At 59.0% G+C, this 15899-nt stretch carries 13 protein-coding genes; 8 read left to right on the top strand and 5 right to left on the bottom strand.

What is annotated here, in order from left to right:
• Positions 1–211: 211 nt before the first annotated feature.
• Positions 212–1837, bottom strand: coding sequence for an ABC transporter substrate-binding protein (locus tag M0746_RS21470; RefSeq protein WP_258450512.1), 1626 nt, complete (start codon positions 1835–1837; stop codon positions 212–214).
• Positions 1838–2097: 260 nt separating this feature from the next.
• The gene (locus M0746_RS21465) at positions 2098–3699 is read right to left on the bottom strand and encodes an ABC transporter substrate-binding protein (RefSeq protein WP_258450511.1); all 1602 of its coding nucleotides are present in this window, start codon (positions 3697–3699) and stop codon (positions 2098–2100) included.
• Positions 3700–4625: 926 nt separating this feature from the next.
• On the opposite strand from M0746_RS21465, the gene M0746_RS21460 reads away from it, so the two are divergent.
• A complete protein-coding gene (locus M0746_RS21460) occupies positions 4626–5027 on the top strand; it encodes a DUF6124 family protein (RefSeq protein ID WP_258450510.1) in 402 nt (133 codons plus the stop codon).
• A 180-nt stretch (positions 5028–5207) separates the two neighbouring features.
• On the opposite strand, the gene M0746_RS21455 is transcribed toward M0746_RS21460, so the two are convergent.
• On the bottom strand, positions 5208–5924 hold the full coding sequence (locus M0746_RS21455) for an SIMPL domain-containing protein (protein WP_258450509.1): 717 nt from the start codon (positions 5922–5924) through the stop codon (positions 5208–5210).
• 258 nt (positions 5925–6182) lie between these two features.
• Between M0746_RS21455 and M0746_RS21450 the strand changes: the two genes are divergently transcribed.
• The 4 genes from M0746_RS21450 (at position 6183) to M0746_RS21435 (ending at position 10762) form a co-directional block, all read left to right on the top strand.
• The gene (locus M0746_RS21450) at positions 6183–7442 is read left to right on the top strand and encodes an ATP-binding protein (protein WP_258450508.1); all 1260 of its coding nucleotides are present in this window, start codon (positions 6183–6185) and stop codon (positions 7440–7442) included.
• Positions 7439–7999: a response regulator transcription factor gene (locus M0746_RS21445; protein WP_003221630.1), complete on the top strand. Its 561-nt coding sequence runs from the start codon at positions 7439–7441 to the stop codon at positions 7997–7999. Before M0746_RS21450 ends, M0746_RS21445 begins: the two co-directional genes overlap by 4 nt.
• Before the next feature lie 96 nt (positions 8000–8095).
• The gene (locus M0746_RS21440; RefSeq protein ID WP_258450507.1) at positions 8096–9823 is read left to right on the top strand and encodes an ABC transporter ATP-binding protein/permease; all 1728 of its coding nucleotides are present in this window, start codon (positions 8096–8098) and stop codon (positions 9821–9823) included.
• 192 nt (positions 9824–10015) lie between these two features.
• Positions 10016–10762, top strand: coding sequence for a FadR/GntR family transcriptional regulator (locus tag M0746_RS21435; RefSeq protein WP_258450506.1), 747 nt, complete (start codon positions 10016–10018; stop codon positions 10760–10762).
• A gap of 4 nt (positions 10763–10766) precedes the next feature.
• Here M0746_RS21435 and M0746_RS21430 read toward each other — a convergent pair whose 3' ends face one another.
• Positions 10767–11120, bottom strand: coding sequence for a hypothetical protein (locus M0746_RS21430; protein WP_258450505.1), 354 nt, complete (start codon positions 11118–11120; stop codon positions 10767–10769).
• Between the two features lie 152 nt (positions 11121–11272).
• Complete coding sequence (locus tag M0746_RS21425; protein ID WP_258450504.1) at positions 11273–11653, bottom strand: hypothetical protein; 381 nt, start codon at positions 11651–11653, stop codon at positions 11273–11275.
• A gap of 296 nt (positions 11654–11949) precedes the next feature.
• On the opposite strand from M0746_RS21425, the gene kdgD reads away from it, so the two are divergent.
• The 3 genes from kdgD (at position 11950) to M0746_RS21410 (ending at position 15895) form a co-directional block, all read left to right on the top strand.
• A complete protein-coding gene (gene kdgD / locus M0746_RS21420; protein WP_007915340.1) occupies positions 11950–12861 on the top strand; it encodes a 5-dehydro-4-deoxyglucarate dehydratase in 912 nt (303 codons plus the stop codon).
• A gap of 73 nt (positions 12862–12934) precedes the next feature.
• Positions 12935–14380, top strand: a complete 1446-nt coding sequence (locus tag M0746_RS21415) for an aldehyde dehydrogenase family protein (protein WP_208938748.1) — start codon at positions 12935–12937, stop codon at positions 14378–14380.
• Between the two features lie 153 nt (positions 14381–14533).
• Positions 14534–15895, top strand: coding sequence for an MFS transporter (locus M0746_RS21410; protein WP_258450503.1), 1362 nt, complete (start codon positions 14534–14536; stop codon positions 15893–15895).
• Positions 15896–15899: the final 4 nt, after the last annotated feature.

The raw sequence follows: 15899 nt of genomic DNA, 5'->3' as shown, positions 1-15899 counted from the left end.
GGCAAACCGGTGGCCCACGCAGATACTGGTCAGTACGCGACGGTAGGCACCGTGCTTCTGGCAGTAAATACGTAAATGCCTTAATGCTCGTAGGAAAAGTCGACGTGCCTATACCGAAGCAATCATCTACTACGGATTTTGGTGTAGGCCTTTTCCTTTTTCCCGGTAGAAAAAGCAACGGCGACGTCAGAAACGCCGCCGTTGCAATGTCTTATTTGCTGACGCTGACGCCGTAGAAAGAATTCAAGCCGAATGGGCTGATCTTGAAATCCTGCACGTTGGCGCGCATGGGTTGGTACACCGTCGAGTGAGCGATAGGTGTCATCGGAACTGCATCTTTGAGGACGTGTTGCGCCTGTTTGTACAGTTCGGTGCGCTTGCCCTGATCGGTCGTGCGTTTGGCTTCTTTCACCAGACCGTCGAACTTCTTGTCGCACCACTTGGAGAAGTTGTTGCCGCTGAGCGAGTCGCAACCGAAGAGCACGTTCAGCCAGTTGTCCGGATCACCATTGTCACCGCTCCAGCCAATGATCATGGCCTGGTTCTCGCCACCTTTGGAACGCTTGATGTACTCGCCCCACTCGTAGCTGGTGATCTTCACTTTCAAGCCGATCTTGGCCCAGTCGGACTGGAGCATTTCGGCCATCAGCTTGGCGTTCGGGTTGTACGGACGCTGAACCGGCATCGCCCACAGGACGATTTCGGTACCTTCCTTGACGCCGGCTTCCTTGAGCAGCTGTTTGGCTTTCTCAGGATCGTATTTGGCATCTTTGATCGTGGTGTCGTAAGACCACTGGGTCGGCGGCATGGCATTGACGGCCAGTTGGCCTGCGCCCTGGTAAACCGAGTCGATGATCTGCGGCTTGTTTACGGCCATGTCCAGCGCCTGACGAACACGCAGGTCAGCCAGCGGGTTGGCCTCGTTGCTGCCCTTGACCTTGTCCATGACGTTGTAGGCGATGTAGCCAAGGTTGAAACCGGCCTGGTCAGGCATCTTCAGCGCTTTGTCTTCTTTCAGCGCCTTGAGGTCGGCCGGACGCGGGAAGAGGGTGACCTGGCACTCGTTCTTTTTCAGTTTCTGGATACGCACCGACGGGTCGGTGGTGATGGCGAAGATCAGGTTGTCGATCTTCACGTCTTCGGGCTTCCAGTAATCCTTGTTGCCGGTGTAACGGATGTTGGAATCTTTCTGGTAGCTCTTGAACACAAACGGACCAGTGCCGATCGGCTTCTGGTTGATATCGGCAGCCTTGCCTTCCTTGAGCAACTGGGCCGCATACTCGGCGGACTGCACGGAAGCGAAGCTCATGGCCATGTTCTGGATGAACGCAGCGTCGACTTCTTTCAAAGTGAACTTGACGGTGTGGTCGTCGACTTTATCGATCTTGGTGATGTTGGTGTCCATCCCCATGTCGGTGAAGTACGGGAATTCGGTCGGGTACGCCTTACGGAAAGGGTCGTCCTTGTTGATCATGCGGTTGAAAGTGAACAGCACGTCGTCGGCGTTGAATTCACGAGTCGGCTTGAAATACGGGGTGGTGTGGAACTTGACGCCTTCACGCAGGTGGAAGGTGTACGTCAGGCCGTCATCGGAAATGTCCCACTTGGTCGCCAGACCAGGAATCACAGCGGTGCCGCCGCGTTCGAACTGGGTCAGACGGTTGAACATGGTTTCGGCTGAGGCGTCGAAGTCGGTTCCGGTGGTGTACTGGCCTGGATCAAAACCGGCCGGGCTGCCTTCGGAGCAGAACACCAGGTTAGTCGCAGCGGATGCGAAAGGTGCGGAGGCTAACAAGCCTGCGCCGACTAAAAACGGAATGACCGCGTGTTTAAGCATGTTGGCCTCATGATTTGTTGTCATTTTTTAGTAGTGAGGTACGACCTCGTGAGTCGTGCCTGCGGATACTTATGCAGGGGCCATACCCAATGCAAGATCCAGAGCGGTCGGCGGCGTCAAAGCGTGGCACGAACGTACCTTAATGTCGCATCCGTATAACTTCTGACGCATTTGACCGTTTGCGGACGGTTTTTACGGTGCAAATCGAGCCCCAAAACAGTGCGCTGGTCACGTTGTGCGCGCTGCGTTGGGGCTCGGTGTTACCTATTTATACCCACGCCATAGAAGGGGGTGAGACCGAACGGGCTGATGCGGAAATCAGTGACCTCCTTGCGCAGTGGCTGGAACACCGTTGAATTGGCAATCGGCGTGATCGGCACTTGTTGTTTAAGGATCAGTTGCGCCTGTTGATAAAGCTTTATCCGTTGCGCCTTATCGGTAGCAACTTTGGCTTGCTGAACGAGCTTGTCATAGGCCGGATCGCACCATTTGGCATAGTTGCTGCCCTTCACGGCGGCGCAGCTGTAAAGCACACCCAGCCAGTTGTCCGGGTCGCCGTTGTCGCCGGTCCAGCCATAGATCATCGCGTCGTGCTCGCCATTTTTCGCGCGTTTGATGTACTCGCCCCATTCATAGCTGACGATGTTGGCCTTGATGCCGATTTTCGCCCAGTCCTGCTGGATCATTTGCGCCGACATGCGTGCATTCGGGTTCGATGCGCGCTGCACTGTCATCGCCCAGAGGTTGATGGTTGTACCCGGCGCAACCCCTGCTTCTTTCAGTAGCACCCGCGCTTTTTCCGGGTCATATGGCGCGTCCTTGATGTTCGGGTCGTACGACCATTGCGCGGGCGGCAAGGCGTTGTGTGCCAACTGGCCGGCGCTTTGGTAAACAGCCTTGATGATCGCCGGTTTATCGATGGCCATGTCCAATGCCTGACGCACCTTGAGCTGATCCAGAGGTGGATGAGTGGTGTTGTAGGCGAGGAAGCCGAGGTTGAAACCGGGCTGCTTGAGCACGCGCAGGTTCGGGTCTTTTTCCATCACTTCGATATCGGCGGGGCGCGGGTAGCCGCTGACCTGGCATTCGCCAGCCTTGAGTTTTTGCAGGCGCACCGCAGCGTCCGGGGTGATCGAGAAGATCAGGTTATCGATCTTCACGTCTTCAGGTTTCCAGTAGGCCTTGTTGGCGACGTAGCGGATCTGCGAATCCTTCTGGTAGCGCTTGAACACGAACGGGCCGGTGCCGATGGGCTTCTGGTTGAGGTCGGCGGCTTTACCTTGCTTCAACAGTTGCGCGGCGTATTCGGCCGACTGCACCGAGGCAAAGCTCATGGCGAGGTTCTGCACGAAGGCGGCGTCGACGTTGTTGAGGTTGAAGCGCACGCTGTGCTCGTCGAGTTTTTCCACCGATTTGATCGTGGTGTTCAGGCCCATGTCGGTGAAGTACGGGGACTCGGCGGGGTAGGCCTTGCGAAAGGCGTTGTCCGGATCGAGCAGGCGCTGGAAGGTGAACAGGACATCGTCGGCGTTGAAGTCGCGGGTCGGGGTGAAATAGTCGGTGCTGTGGAATTTCACTCCTTCGCGCAGGTGGAAGGTGTATTGCAGGCCGTCGCTGGAGACGTCCCATTTTGTCGCCAGGCCGGGTTCGATGTCGGTGCCGCCGCGCTGGAATTGGGTGAGGCGGTTGAAGACGGTTTCGGCGGAGGCGTCAAAATCGGTGCCGCTGGTGTATTGGCTGGGGTCGAAGCCGGCGGGGCTGGCTTCGGAGCAGTACACAAGCGTTGTGGCGGCGTGCGTGATCGGGGCTATGGCTGTTAGTGCGAGGGTGATCAATAGTGGTTTGAGGGTGAATCTTGGCATGGAGTCCCCGGGGATTTGCTGGTTATGCTTTTCAGGGTAGCGGGGATTTGCGGGGCTTCGGAAATATCGTTTTTTGTGTTGGGGTGTCTGTCTCGGTATATAGCGGCTTATGTTGTGTTGTTTTGGGTGTATATCCGTTGCTGCGGTAACGGCGGCTTATGGTTTCGCCTGACGGCGACTCACTTTTTTTACAAACGCCTAAAAAAAGTAAGCAAAAAAACGCTTGCTCCTACGTACGGCCCTCGCAGGCTCGGGTTCCTTCGCTGCGGGATCGATCCGGGCGCAGCGGCTACGGTTTGCTTCGCTGCACCTCCTTCCGCTGTGTCTGGCTGCGCCAGACGGTCGCTGCGCTCCCACGCCCGGATCAATCCCTCCACTCAGCCTTCCGACGTCGCCGGTGACGCAAGATCAAAAGCAGGCGAGCCGACACTCGGCCTATTGAGTGGTGAGAAGCGACGCATGGCTTGGGATTTTCGGTGGATTCGCCCCTCACCCCAGCCCTCTCCCCTCGGAGAGGGAGCCGATTCGTGGGCCGTTCAAAACCTGAGTTCTATTCGGTATTGCACGTCGGCGTGGCTTTCGCATTCACCGCGGTCAGTCCCCTCTCCCTTCGGGAGAGGGCTAGGGTGAGGGTTGGCTTTTGGCTGTTTAAAACTGTGTCAGATAACCAGAACCTTCCCACAGGGTTTTCAGGTTGTCCGTCGGACGCTCGCTCTCTAGGCTCTGGGTGTCGCTGAATGTTCAGTGATCGGGTGTGAGAACCCGCTGAGCTTGAAACTGGCACCAGTAAGACCATAATTGCGGCCGGCTTATCAGCTGTCGCGATGCCTTATGGCGGCTGTGTGCGGGCAGACTTCGGTCTGGCCGGTTTTCTGCTCACCGGTTTCTCACTCCGCACATAGCTGCCACCCTTCGTCACGTGAGAAATGGCTAAGGGCGGCTCGAATTACGAGCAGATTTGTATGAAAGATAAAATTGTCCCCGACCCACCCCTTGAACCCACAACCCCTCTCGAAGACGCCGCCCGCGCCGACGATCAAATCAAGAATCGCGAAGCCATAAAGCGTGCTCTCGATTTCTATCTCTGCCCTCCACCCAGCAAACCGCATCCACCAAGCACGATGTTTCTGATCCAGCCCGACATCGACACTGAGAGCCTGCTGGCTCACGCCTGCGAATCCCTTGCTTCAGCGAACACGCTGGCCAGCGATTTCGCCGATCAGCTCAGTCGTCCGCAGCGCAATACGGCGCTGGCGATTCAGCAGATCATCATGCTGGCGGAGCTGGCGGTGAATCGGGCGCTGGATCGGGTTGATCCACGTAGCTGATTCGTCGAAGCACCGAGTCATCGTTGTTCGCGAGCAGGCTCACTCCTACAGGGGAATGCATTTCAAAGTGTGGGAGCGAGCCTGCTCGCGAAAGCGGTGGAACATTCACCACAAATCCCCGGCATAAAAAAACCGCCGACCCTTCACAGATCGGCGGTTTTTCATTCAGCCCAAATCAAATCACTGCATCAACACTTCAATCGAGCCATCGGCGGTCATGCTGACCTGGCTGGTGCCGGCTTCGACTTCCGGTGTAACCGGTGCTGAATCCATGGCGGCGGCTTTCATCATCATTGGGGCGCGCAGGTACGGTTGTGGATAACCGTTGCTGTTGAGGTTCAGGTTGACGATTTTGTAGCCTTTGCCGCCCAGGGCGTCGGTGGCCAGTTGTGCGCGGGCCTTGAAGGCGCTGACGGCTTCTTTGAGCAACTGGTCTTCGCTGGCCTTGCGGGTCGGGTCGGCGATGGCGAAGTCCATGCCGCCCATTTTCAGGTCGGTCAGCAGCTCGCCGGTGAGTTTCGACAGGGCGGCGAAGTCGGTGCTTTCCAGGCGCAGTTCGGCGCGTTCGCGCCAGCCGGTGATTTTCTGGCCTTTGGTGTCGTAGATCGGATAACTGTTGCGGCTGCCCGTGCGCAGGGTGATGTCCTTGACTTGCTTGGCCTGGGCCGTTGCCTTGTTCATCGTGGTGCTGATGGCGGCGGCGAGTTTGGCCGGGTCGGTGTTCTGCTCTTCGGTGTAGAGCGTCACGATCATCTGATCGCGGGCCACTTCCTGGCTGACTTCGGCGCGCAGGGAAATCTGGTTGTAATGCAGCTCATCGGCGGCCAGGGCCGGGAGGCTGGCGATGCTGCCGACGGTCAGGGCGAGGAGGGCGGCGCTGCGGCGAAATGTGTGCATGAAAGCTCCTTGAGGGGGCGCAGGTGATGGTTCGAGCCTGCGTGAACCATCAGACTCCAGAAAGCAGCTGCAAGTTGCAAGCTTCAAGCTGCAAGTAAAAGCAAGAGCAAGAACTGCGGCGCTTTTGATATTGCTTGCCGCTTGAAGCTTGCAACTTGCAGCTGCCTTCCTGTGGTCGTTTGCCGCACTTTCGCCTCTCACGCCCGTGCCTTGGTTATACTCCGTGCGATCCGCCTGGAGCGCTCATCAGGAGAGCTCATGCTCGCCCCCGTACAACTGACTTCCGCCACTCGCCAGAACCTCTGGCGGCTGACTTTCATTCGCACCCTGGTGCTCGCCGCGCAGGCCGGCTCCGTGGGCCTGGCCTACTGGCTGGAGCTATTGCCGTTGCCGTGGGTGCAACTGGCGATGACCCTCGGCTGTTCGATTCTGCTCTGCGTGTTCACCGCCGTGCGTCTGCGCACATCGTGGCCGGTGACCGAGCTTGAATATGCGCTGCAACTGGCGTGCGATCTGGTGATCCACAGTGCGCTGCTGTATTTCTCCGGCGGTTCGACCAATCCGTTCGTTTCCTATTATCTGGTGCCGTTGACCATCGCCGCGGTGACGCTGCCGTGGCGCTATTCGGTGATCCTGTCGGGCATCGCGCTGGCGCTGTACACCGTGATGCTGACACGTTTCTACCCGCTGGAAACCTTGCCGGTGGCCCGCGAGAATCTGCAGATCTACGGCATGTGGCTGAGCTTTGCGCTGGCGGCGGCGGTGATTACCTTTTTCGCGGCGCGCATGGCCGAGGAGTTGCGCCGTCAGGAAGAGTTGCGGGCGATTCGCCGTGAGGAGGGCCTGCGTGATCAGCAATTGCTCGCCGTCGCCACTCAGGCCGCAGGTGCTGCCCATGAACTCGGCACGCCGCTGGCGACCATGAGTGTTTTGCTCAAGGAAATGCAGCAGGACCATCCCGACCCGCTGTTGCAGGACGATCTCAAGGTGCTGCAGGATCAGGTCAAGCTGTGCAAGGAAACCTTGCAGCAACTGGTCCGTGCCGCCGAGGCCAACCGGCGTTTGGCGGTGGAGATGCAGGATGTCACTGACTGGCTCGACGAAGCGTTGAACCGCTGGCACTTGATGCGCCCGGAGGCCAGTTATCGCTTCCAGCGTCTCGGCCAGGGCAGCGTGCCGCGCATGGCGCCGCCGCCGGATCTGACCCAGGCGCTGCTCAATCTGCTGAACAATGCCGCCGACGCTTGCCCGGAAAACCTCCAGATCACCCTCGATTGGGATGCCGAGACGCTGACCATCAGTATCCGTGACCACGGCGCCGGTGTGCCGCTGGCCATTGCCGAGCAGATCGGCAAACCGTTTTTTACCACCAAGGGCAAAGGTTTCGGCCTGGGCCTGTTTTTGAGCAAGGCCAGCGTGACACGCGCCGGCGGCTCAGTGAAACTCTATAGTCATGAGGATGGCGGCACGCTCACCGAGCTGCGCCTGCCGCACGGCGCCCGAGGAGACCTAACATGAGTGACGAAATCCAAGTCGAAGGCGAAGAACTGCCGCATTTGCTGCTGGTCGATGACGACGCGACCTTCACCCGCGTGATGGCGCGTGCCATGGCCCGCCGTGGCTTTCGCGTCAGCACCGCCGGTTCCGCCGAAGAAGGCCTGACCATTGCCCAGGCCGATCTACCGGATTACGCCGCGCTCGACCTGAAAATGGACGGTGACTCCGGTCTGGTCCTGCTGCCCAAGCTGCTGGAGCTGGACCCGGAAATGCGCGTGGTGATCCTCACCGGTTATTCGAGCATTGCCACGGCGGTCGAAGCGATCAAACGCGGCGCCTGCAACTACCTGTGCAAACCCGCCGATGCCGATGACGTGCTGGCCGCGCTGCTCTCCGAGCACGCCGACCTCGACAGTCTGGTGCCAGAAAACCCGATGTCGGTCGACCGCCTGCAGTGGGAGCACATTCAGCGCGTGCTCACCGAACATGAGGGCAACATCTCCGCCACTGCCCGCGCCTTGGGCATGCATCGCCGCACCCTGCAGCGCAAACTGCAGAAGCGCCCGGTTCGTCGCTGAACCTGCGCTGAACGACTATCGCCAGCCCTCGCGATCAAACGCACCGATCATCTATGATCGGTGCGTGTCTGTTCTTATCTTTATCGAGCCTTATCCATGAATCAGAACGCTGAATATTCCGCGGTCAACGATGCTGTGCGCGGGCAGTTTTTTCGCAAGGTCTGGGCGATGACCACGCCTTACTGGCGCAGCGAAGAGAAGGGCAAGGCCTGGACACTGCTGATCGCCGTGATCGCGCTGACGTTGTTCAGCGTGGCCATTTCGGTGTGGATCAACAGTTGGTACAAGGATTTCTACAACGCTTTGCAGAAGAAGGACGAGGCAGCCTTCTGGCAGCTGATCCTGTATTTCTGCGGCATCGCTGCGGTGGCGATTCTTGGTGCGGTGTATCGCCTGTACCTGACGCAGATGCTGACCATCCGCTGGCGGGCGTGGCTGACTGAAAAGCACTTCAAGCGCTGGCTCGACCACAAGAACTATTACCAGCTGGAGCAGGGCGGTTACACCGATAACCCCGACCAGCGGATTTCCGAAGACCTCAATACCTACACCGCCAATACCCTGAGCCTGGGCCTCGGGCTGCTGCGCACGATCGTCAGTCTGGTGTCGTTTTCGATCATTTTGTGGGGCGTGTCGGGCAGTATCGAAGTCTTTGGTATCGAGATTCCCGGCTACATGTTCTGGTGTGCGCTGCTCTATGCGGCCGTCGGCAGCTGGCTGACGCACCTGATCGGTCGTCGCTTGATCGGCTTGAACAACCAGCAACAACGCTTCGAAGCGGACCTGCGTTTCTCCATGGTGCGGGTGCGTGAGAACGCTGAGAGCATTGCGCTGTACAACGGCGAGCCGAATGAAAATCGCCGCTTGAGCAGCCGTTTCGGCCTGGTCTGGCACAACTTCTGGGACATCATGCGCGTGTCCAAGCGCCTGACGTTCTTCACCTCCGGCTATGGCCAGATCGCAATTATTTTCCCGTTTATTGTCGCGGCGCCGCGTTACCTGTCCGGCAAGATCGAACTCGGCGAGCTGATGCAAATCAACTCGGCGTTCGGCAACGTGCAAGAGAATTTCAGCTGGTTCATCACCGCCTACGCGGATCTGGCCGCGTGGCGCGCGACCTGTGATCGTCTGCTGAGCTTCCGTCAGGCCATGACCGACAACGAAGAGCGGGCACCGGCGATTGATGTGCAGAATCAGGGCAGCGAATTGCAGGTGCATAACCTCGGGCTGGACCTGGCCGACGGCCGTCATCTGTTGACCAGCGCCGACATGACCGTGGAACCGGGTGAGCGAGTGATGCTCAGCGGGCGTTCCGGCAGCGGCAAGTCGACTCTGCTGCGGGCGATGGGGCATTTGTGGCCGGCGGGGCATGGCAACATTCGCCTGCCAGCGGCGCGCTATCTGTTTCTGCCGCAGAAGCCATACCTGCCGATCGGCACCTTGCGTGAAGCGCTGAGTTATCCACAGCCGGGCGAGACTTACCCAACAGAGCGTTATGCCCAGGTGCTGGAAACCTGCCGATTGCCGCATCTGGTTAATCGTCTGGACGAAGCCAATCACTGGCAGCGCATGCTGTCGCCGGGCGAACAGCAGCGTCTGGCCTTCGCCCGCGCGCTGCTTTATGCGCCGCAATGGTTGTACATGGACGAAGCGACCTCGGCGATGGACGAGGAAGACGAAGCGACGCTGTACCAGGCGCTGATCGATCAGATTCCGGGGTTGAGTATCGTCAGCGTCGGCCATCGCAGCAGCCTGAAACGCTTCCATCCACGGCATGTGCGAATCGATAGCGGGCATTTGGTGGAACAAACCGTAACTGCCTGAATAATGCGATACCCCTGTGGGAGCTGGCTTGCCAGCGATGGCGGCAGGGACAGACGACATCTATGTCGCTTGGTATGGCCTCATCGCTGGCAAGCCAGCTCCCACAGGATTTGTGTGGAAACGGAAAGTGATCGTACAACCCGCTTGAGCTATGATGGCCGCAAGCCGAACTTTCGAGACAAGATGCAGACCATGGAAAAGCTGATGGACACCCCGCGCCTCCCGCGCAAGCGCCGCAGTCTGGCTCAGGAACTGGTGACGGTGCTGAGCGAGCAGATCCGCGATGGTCTGCTCAAACGCGGCGACAAGTTGCCCACCGAGTCGGCGATCATGGAAGCCCATGGCGTCAGCCGCACCGTGGTGCGTGAGGCGATTTCCCGTCTGCAGGCTGCAGGTCAGGTGGAAACCCGCCACGGCATCGGCACCTTCGTGCTCGACACGCCGAGCCCGAGTGGTTTCCGTATCGATCCGGCGACCGTCGTCACCCTGCGTGACGTGCTGGCGATTCTCGAATTGCGCATCAGCCTCGAAGTCGAATCCGCTGGCCTCGCCGCGCAACGCCGCAGCCCCGAGCAACTGGCAACCATGCGCGCCGCCCTTGATGCATTGAACGAAAGCGCCTCGCATGCCAGCGACGCGGTGTCGTCAGACTTCGCTTTTCACCTGGAAATTGCATTGTCCACCGGCAACCGCTATTTCACCGACATCATGACCCACCTGGGCACCAGCATCATTCCGCGTACCCGTTTAAATTCGGCGCGCCTGGCTCATGATGATCAGCAGCACTACATGGGCCGCCTGAGCCGCGAGCACGAGGAAATCTACGACGCGATCGCCCGTCAGGATTCTGATGCCGCGCGTGCGGCGATGCGGTTGCACCTGACCAACAGCCGCGAAAGACTGCGCCAGGCCCATGAAGAGGCGCAGGCGCAGGGGTGATGGTTCAGGGTTCCAGACCCACGTCTATTTCATTTGATTCTGTTTCATTGCCGCTCTGCCTGGTGACGGTGTACTTCAGGTACGCGCGATCGCCCACTCTGACACCGTGGGCTAAATCCTGCTTTGGGATGTTGAAGGGAATGGGCTGCCCGACTTCACTCTCCGAGACCTCGCGCTTGTAGGTGACAGGCTTGCCGTTAGTGGTTCGCAGATCAAGCGTGATGACATCTCGAATCGCCGAGTGCAGGTATGGAGGCACCTCAGCTACGGTCGGATCGTTGATTTCACTAAGCCTGAGCACGTTGTTTTTCGCCTCCAGGAATACAGGGTCGGCCAATGGGCTTGTTTTGTTGGTCATTTTTCAAAGTCCTTTTGTTGAATCAATGAACAGTGGGCGCACGGTGCCCCAATGGCATCCGTGCGCAGCCATTAAAGGACTGGTGAATACGCAGCGGCACCTGTAAGAAATACCAGTCCCGACCAACGGTCAGCCCTCAAACGCACAACCCGTCAAGCCTCGACTCGCAACCTCAACGCCTGCGAATACGGCTCCATACTCGACTCATCACGAAATTTGTAGCGCAGCTCCACCTCGCGGCCCAGGTACGGTTGCAGCGCTTCTTTCGGCAGTTGCACTTCGATGTCGAACAGCTTTTCCATTTCATCCTCGGCGTCGTCCCAGGCGCCCGTGTCCACTTCATCACCTTCCCATTCTGGCTCTTCACCATCGCTGCCGAGGATCGCGTAAACGCTCCAGTTCGCTTCGAAATCGCTGGAATCCGGAACCTGCACAGTGAGGATTTCCGGCAATCGCGAGAGCTGAAGCGTGACGCAGTCATCCTGAGCAGGGGCGGCATTAGAAAGGGTGGGGGCGGCAAAATGCATCGACATAACGGCTTCCTTTGAGTGGTCCGCCACGATCCTTCGTGGCAGTCGACCCACTTTACGAGCCGCTCGCCCTCAATGACTTAAACGAATCCAGACCAGATATTTCCGTGAACGGAAGCCGCAAAGACGGGCTCTGCAGCGATTTTTTCAGCGCTCGAGCCAATCTTGTCCGACAAAAAGTGCCGACAACGATGAAATGCAGTTGACGGTTGTCTTTTAAGTTGTACGATGACCTACAACTTCAGCCAAGGCTGAACGGTCCACTCACAATAAAACGTTGCTACCAGGGTGTTCGAATAATGAATCCACAAGAACTGAAGTCCATCCTCTCTGCCGGCCTGCTGTCGTTCCCGGTGACCGATTTCAACGCGCAAGGCGATTTCAACCGCGCGGGCTATATCAAACGCCTGGAATGGCTGGCTCCGTATGGCGCTTCGGCCCTGTTCGCAGCGGGCGGCACCGGTGAGTTCTTCTCCCTGGCGGCCAGCGAATACTCGGAAATCATCAAGACTGCCGTCGACACCTGCGCTACCAGCGTGCCAATCCTCGCCGGTGTGGGCGGTTCGACCCGTCAGGCCATCGAATACGCTCAGGAAGCCGAGCGTCTGGGCGCCAAAGGCCTGTTGCTGCTGCCGCACTACCTGACCGAAGCGAGCCAGGACGGCGTTGCGGCTCACGTTGAAGCCGTGTGTAAATCGGTGAACATCGGCGTGGTCGTCTACAACCGCAACGTTTGCCGCCTCAACGCGCCGCTGCTGGAACGTCTGGCCGAGCGCTGCCCGAACCTGATCGGTTACAAGGATGGTCTGGGTGATATCGAGTTGATGGTGTCGATCCGTCGCCGCCTCGGTGATCGCTTCAGCTACCTGGGTGGTCTGCCGACCGCCGAAGTCTACGCCGCGGCCTACAAGGCACTGGGCGTGCCGGTCTACTCCTCGGCGGTGTTCAACTTCATCCCGAAAACCGCGATGGACTTCTACCACGCGATCGCTCGTGAAGATCACGCCACCGTCGGCAAGATCATCGACGACTTCTTCCTGCCGTATTTGGACATCCGCAACCGCAAGGCCGGTTACGCCGTGAGCATCGTCAAGGCAGGCGCAAAAATCGCCGGCTATGACGCAGGTCCGGTGCGTGCGCCGCTGACCGACCTGACCGGCGAAGAGTACGAAATGCTCGCCGCGCTGATCGACAAGCAAGGCGCGCAGTAATCCCGAGTAAAGCGAGGCCGCTGAGCAATCAGCGGCTTTTTGCGTAAAGGCTTTTAGAGTTGAGGGCTGCCCTGTGACAACAGCAAAACGCTACGACAACTACATCAACGGCGAGTGGGTCGCCGGTGCCGATTACTCGGCCAACATCAACCCGTCCGAATTGAGCGACAACATCGGCGACTACGCCAAGGCTGACCTGAATCAGGTCAACGCTGCCATCGACGCCGCCCGCGCAGCATTCCCGGCGTATTCCACTTCGGGCATTCAGGCCCGTCACGATTCGCTGGACAAAGTCGGCACCGAAATCCTCGCCCGTCGCGAAGAGCTCGGCACGCTGCTGGCTCGCGAAGAAGGCAAGACCCTGCCTGAAGCCATCGGCGAAGTAACCCGCGCCGGCAACATTTTCAAATTCTTTGCCGGTGAATGCCTGCGTCTGTCCGGCGATTACGTGCCGTCGGTGCGTCCGGGCGTCAACGTCGAAGTCACCCGCGAAGCGCTGGGCGTGGTCGGTCTGATCACCCCGTGGAACTTCCCGATCGCCATCCCCGCGTGGAAAATTGCACCGGCTTTGGCCTACGGTAACTGCGTGGTGCTCAAGCCTGCCGATCTGGTACCGGGCTGCGCCTGGGCGCTGGCGGAAATCATTTCCCGCGCCGGCTTCCCGGCCGGTGTGTTCAACCTGGTAATGGGCAGCGGTCGCGTGGTTGGCGAGGCGTTGGTCAACAGCCCGAAAGTCGATGGCATCAGCTTCACCGGTTCGGTGGGCGTTGGTCGCCAGATCGCGGTCAACTGCGTTGCGCGCCAGGCCAAGGTGCAGCTGGAAATGGGCGGCAAGAACCCGCAGATCATTCTCGACGACGCCGACCTCAAGCAAGCGGTCGAGCTGTCGGTGCAGAGCGCGTTCTACTCCACCGGCCAGCGCTGCACGGCGTCGAGCCGGCTGATCGTCACCGCTGGCATTCACGACAAGTTCGTCGAAGCGATGGCCGAGCGGATGAAGTCGATCAAGGTCGGCCACGCCCTGAAAGCCGGTACCGACATCGGTCCGGTGGTTTCCCAGGCGCAGCTTGAACAGGACATGAAGTACATCGACATCGGCCAGTCCGAAGGTGCGCGTCTGGTCAGCGGCGGTGGTGTGGTGACGTGCGATACCGAAGGTTACTTCCTCGCGCCAACCCTGTTTGCCGACAGCGAAGCGTCGATGCGCATCAGCCGCGAAGAGATCTTCGGCCCGGTGGCCAACGTCGTGCGCGTGGCGGACTATGAAGCAGCATTGGCGATGGCCAACGATACCGAATTCGGTCTGTCGGCCGGTATCGCCACCACTTCGCTGAAGTACGCCAACCACTTCAAGCGCCACTCCCAGGCCGGGATGGTGATGGTCAACCTGCCGACCGCCGGTGTCGATTACCACGTACCGTTCGGGGGCCGTAAAGGTTCGTCCTACGGCTCCCGTGAGCAGGGCCGCTACGCGCAAGAGTTCTACACGGTCGTGAAGACTGCCTACATCGGTTCCTGATACATGCAATACCTGTGGGAGCTGGCTTGCCAGCGATTCGGGCAACGCGGTGCTTCAGGCACGCCGCGCTGATGCCATCGCTGGCAAGCCAGCTCCCACAAAGACCAAAGAATGTTTTACCCGCATAAAAATAATCAGTGGGAGTACATCTACATGCAATCGTCCAAGCCGACTCACGTCCGCTATTTGATCCTGCTCATGCTGTTTCTGGTGACCACGATCAACTACGCCGACCGTGCCACGATCGCCATTGCCGGCTCCAGCCTGCAAAAGGATCTGGGCATCGACGCCGTCACCCTCGGCTATATCTTCTCCGCATTCGGTTGGGCCTACGTGGCCGGGCAAATTCCCGGTGGCTGGCTGCTCGATCGCTTCGGCTCGAAAAAAGTCTATGCGCTGAGCATTTTCACCTGGTCGCTGTTCACCGTGCTGCAAGGCTTTGTCGGTGAATTCGGCATGTCCACCGCAGTGGTTGCGCTGTTCATGCTGCGCTTCCTCGTGGGCCTGGCCGAAGCGCCATCGTTCCCCGGCAATGCGCGCATTGTGGCGGCATGGTTCCCAACGGCTGAACGCGGCACCGCCTCGGCGATCTTCAACTCGGCGCAGTACTTCGCCACCGTGTTGTTCGCGCCGCTGATGGGCTGGATCGTCTACCGCTTCGGCTGGGAACACGTGTTCATCGTCATGGGTATTCTGGGCATCATCTTCTCGCTGGTCTGGTTGAAGGTTATCCACAGCCCGCGTCAACACCCGATGGCCAATGACGCCGAAGTCAATTTCATCGCGGAAAACGGCGGCATGGTCGACATGGACCAGAACGGCAAAAAAGCCGATGGGCCGAAGTGGGACTACATCCGTCAGTTGCTGACCAACCGCATGATGCTCGGCGTGTATCTGGGCCAGTACTGCATCAACGGCATCACTTATTTCTTCCTGACCTGGTTCCCGGTGTACCTGGTGCAGGAGCGTGGCATGACCATTCTCAAGGCCGGTTTCATTGCGTCGTTGCCGGCAATCTGCGGCTTCATCGGTGGTGTGCTTGGCGGGGTGATTTCCGATTACCTGCTGCGCAAGGGCCACTCGCTGACTTTCGCCCGCAAGGCACCGATCATCGCTGGTCTGCTGGTGTCGAGCAGCATCGTAGCGTGCAACTATGTTGACGTGGAATGGATGGTCGTCGGCTTCATGGCCCTGGCATTCTTCGGCAAAGGCGTGGGCGCACTGGGCTGGGCGGTGGTGTCCGACACCTCGCCGAAGCAGATCGCCGGTCTGAGTGGCGGCCTGTTCAACACCTTTGGCAACATTGCCTCGATCACCACACCGATCGTGATTGGCTACATCATCAGCTCCACCGGTTCGTTCAAATGGGCGCTGGTGTTTGTCGGTGCCAACGCACTGGTCGCGGTGTTCAGTTATCTGGTGATCGTCGGCCCGATCAAGCGTGTGGTTTTGAAAGAGCCGCCAACCAAGGGCGGTAATGAAGCCACCGGCAATTTGTCTCAAGCGCATTCCTGAGGAG

This window comes from Pseudomonas sp. S11P7 (assembly GCF_023195435.1).
GTDB classification, from domain to species: Bacteria; Pseudomonadota; Gammaproteobacteria; order Pseudomonadales; family Pseudomonadaceae; genus Aquipseudomonas; species Aquipseudomonas fluorescens_G.
The sequence above is the reverse complement of the archived record's forward strand: the minus strand, read 5'-3'. Positions and strand labels throughout refer to the sequence as shown.